Here is a 2,932-nt window from a genome sequence, read left to right as displayed (position 1 = left end):
GGCATTCCCTGTACTGCGTCACCGCCTGCTTCGTAGCTACCACGCACAAGCCGAAGGGGTCACTGCAAACCAAGTGATCGCACACCTTCTCTCGTTGGTTGGTAGCGCATAGGGATACGCGCATGAAGAATCAATTACCCAACCATAGTGACGGTGTCACGTTAAGCCTGGACGAACTGCTGCAATACAAAGCGCAGTCTGTTCGCTGGTTGCCTCCAGCCAAGAGCCTGTGGTCGCAACTTAACGGCCAGCACGAAAGCAATCGTAAAGGTCGCGGGATGAATTTCTCTGAGGTTCGTCAATATCAGGCGGGCGACGATATCCGCAGCATTGATTGGCGCGTCACGGCGAGAACAGGCAAGGCGCACACCAAACTGTTTTCTGAAGAAAGAGAACAGCCTGTGATTTTGTTCTTAGATCTGTCGAGCAGTATGATTTTCGGCTCAACCTTGTTGCTTAAATCGGTTCAACTCGCACACTTTGCCAGCCAACTTTGCTGGTTAACCGTCGCTCAAAAAGACCGTATTGGTGCAGTGATCGATACTGGCCAAGAGATCATTGAGATTAAACCCAGTGCTAGCAACCACGCTCCGCTGCGTATTTTACAAAAAGTCATAGAAATCAATAACGCAGCGCTGACTAACCCAAACAATCACAGCAACACAACCTTAGAGCATGGGCTGAAGTCTCTTCATCAGCTTTGCCCGAAAGGCAGCGATATCATTATGCTCAGTGATTTTGTTCGTTATAGCGAAAGTAATTACTCACTTATCAATCAAATACGTCGACATAATCGGGTTCGCTTGGTGCATTTTTACGATCCATTAGAGCAAGGTGTCACTGCTTTCAAAGGTTCAAAACAGATCACCGACGGCAATAAAACGCAATGGTTTAACTTTTCATCAAGCAAGGAAAAGGAAAAGCTCAGTCACGCATTTGATCAGAAGCAACAACAGCTTATGCAAATGAGCCTTTCTTTGGCGATCCCATACAGTTCATTGTCTTGTGCGCAATCGTTAATGAGCCAAGTATCAGGAGTTCAGTCATGAATCAACCTCTCGACTTGAGCCCTATTATTACGCCAAGCGCACCGTCATGGTGGCCTTTGGCATGGGGTTGGTGGTTAATCATTATCACGGCCATTGTTCTGATCGCCTTAGTATTTTTCATTGTAAACAAAAGACAAAAGAACCAATACGCGAAGAACGAAGCACTTGCTTGCTTTCGTGATAGTCAGCCTTCAAATACCTTGTCTCCGAGTGCAGCTCAAGACATCGTTCGTCAGGCAGCACTAAGCTATTTCCCACGCGAAAAAGTGGCAGGCTTATCTGGTGATGATTGGTTGACGTTCTTAGATGCGCAATTGGCAAAACCTTTGTTCGCCGCAAAACAATCGCAATGGCAACAAGCGCTCTACCAAGATGCAACCTTAATGACCGACGAACAGAAAAAGGCTCAACAGCAATTGGTTAACGACTGCGAAATCTGGCTTCGTAAAGCCCTTCCTCCAAAGCGAGGTCGTTATGAATGATTTTCTAAATATGGGTTTACTCGATGTGGAGTTTGTTTGGTGGTGGATGTTTATCCTAGTACCACTGCCGCTCCTTATTTACCTATTCTCACCAAAATCAGAATCAAGCAGCGCTCTAAGGCTTCCGTTTTTGCCCGAGGACAGCAATACCAAAACACCGAGCAGTCGCTTACCCAAGGCGTTATCGGTCATCATCTGGCTTTTATTGGTAACGGCCATGGCACGCCCTGTTTGGTACGGTGAACCGGTTGAGTTTCAGCCGAAACACCGTGATTTGATGTTGGTTGTCGACCTCTCCTACTCAATGAGCCAAGAAGACATGCAGTTTAATGGCGAATACATTGACCGCTTATCTGCGGTGAAACATGTATTGAGTGACTTTATTGAGCGACGAAAAGGCGACCGAGTTGGATTGGTGCTATTTGCTGATCACGCCTACTTGCAGACGCCACTGACGTTAGATAGAGACACGCTTTCACAACAGCTCAATCAAGCAGTGCTAAAGCTGATTGGTACTCAAACTGCGATCGGTGATGGTATCGGCCTTGCCACCAAAACCTTTGTCGACAGCGACGCTCCTCAGCGTGTAATGATTCTACTCAGTGACGGCAGTAATACCGCGGGCGTATTAGATCCACTTGAAGCGGCGGATATTGCAAAGAAATACAACGCCACAATTTACACCGTGGGTGTCGGTGCGGGTGAAATGATGGTCAAAGAGTTCTTCATGACTCGTAAGGTCAATACTGCTCAAGACTTGGATGAACGTACTCTAATGGAAATCGCCAAACGTACTGGCGGTCAGTACTTCCGAGCGCGAGACAGCAAAGAGCTGGCAACGATTTACGACACCATCAACCAGTTAGAGCCCGTGACGAATGCCACTAAGATCTGGCGACCACAACAAGAGTGGTTTGTCTGGCCTCTGTCTGCGGCCATGTTCTTTGCATTTATGCTGTTAGCCATTAGGAGAAACAATGTCTAACTTTACTTTTATCTACCCATATTGGTTCTTGGCTCTTGCCGTGCTGCCCGCAATTTGGTGGCTTAGCAAGAGACAATCCAAGCAAGGGTTATTAGCGTCACACATCGCCCGTTATTTGGCTCCTGAATCGAACAAACCCTCGAAAAACCGCAGCACTTATTTCGGTGTTTGGTGGTTGGTCGGTGTCATCGCATTGGCCGGTCCAAGCTTTGAAAAAAATGAACAACCAAGCTTTGAAAAAACACAGGCGCGAGTTGTGATCATGGATATGTCGATGTCTATGTATGCCACTGATATTAAGCCGAACCGTTTAACACAGGCGCGATACAAGGCTTTGGATCTACTATCACTCTGGAAAGAAGGCCTAACGGGAATGGTGGCATACGCCGGAGATGCTTACACCATCAGTCCGCTAA

At 47.2% G+C, this 2,932-nt stretch carries 3 protein-coding genes and 2 pseudogenes; all 5 read left to right on the top strand.

What is annotated here, in order from left to right; all coding sequences use genetic code 11:
• Positions 1 to 112, top strand: a pseudogene (locus AB4496_RS11870) (AAA family ATPase); the annotation flags it as partial.
• Between the two features lie 10 nt (positions 113 to 122).
• A complete protein-coding gene (locus AB4496_RS11865; RefSeq protein ID WP_009845813.1) occupies positions 123 to 1,049 on the top strand; it encodes a DUF58 domain-containing protein in 927 nt (308 codons plus the stop codon).
• On the top strand, positions 1,046 to 1,531 hold the full coding sequence (locus tag AB4496_RS11860; protein ID WP_009845814.1) for a DUF4381 domain-containing protein: 486 nt from the start codon (positions 1,046 to 1,048) through the stop codon (positions 1,529 to 1,531). The genes AB4496_RS11865 and AB4496_RS11860 overlap by 4 nt, the downstream gene beginning before the upstream one ends.
• Complete coding sequence (locus AB4496_RS11855; protein WP_009845815.1) at positions 1,524 to 2,516, top strand: VWA domain-containing protein; 993 nt, start codon at positions 1,524 to 1,526, stop codon at positions 2,514 to 2,516. The genes AB4496_RS11860 and AB4496_RS11855 overlap by 8 nt, the downstream gene beginning before the upstream one ends.
• Positions 2,509 to 2,932 (top strand): annotated as a pseudogene (locus AB4496_RS11850) (hypothetical protein); the annotation flags it as partial. The gene AB4496_RS11855 and the pseudogene AB4496_RS11850, both read left to right, overlap by 8 nt.

The organism is Vibrio sp. 10N.222.46.A1 (genome assembly GCF_041473595.1).
Lineage (GTDB): Bacteria > Pseudomonadota > Gammaproteobacteria > Enterobacterales > Vibrionaceae > Vibrio > Vibrio tasmaniensis_A.
This window is presented reverse-complemented; position numbering and strand designations above follow the sequence as displayed.

Excerpts from the sequence above, each read along its gene's own strand:
- AB4496_RS11865 (WP_009845813.1), top strand. The coding sequence starts at position 123 with ATGAAGAATCAATTACCCAACCATAGTGACGGTGTCACGTTAAGCCTG.
- AB4496_RS11860 (WP_009845814.1), top strand. The coding sequence starts at position 1,046 with ATGAATCAACCTCTCGACTTGAGCCCTATTATTACGCCAAGCGCACCG.
- AB4496_RS11855 (WP_009845815.1), top strand. The coding sequence starts at position 1,524 with ATGAATGATTTTCTAAATATGGGTTTACTCGATGTGGAGTTTGTTTGG.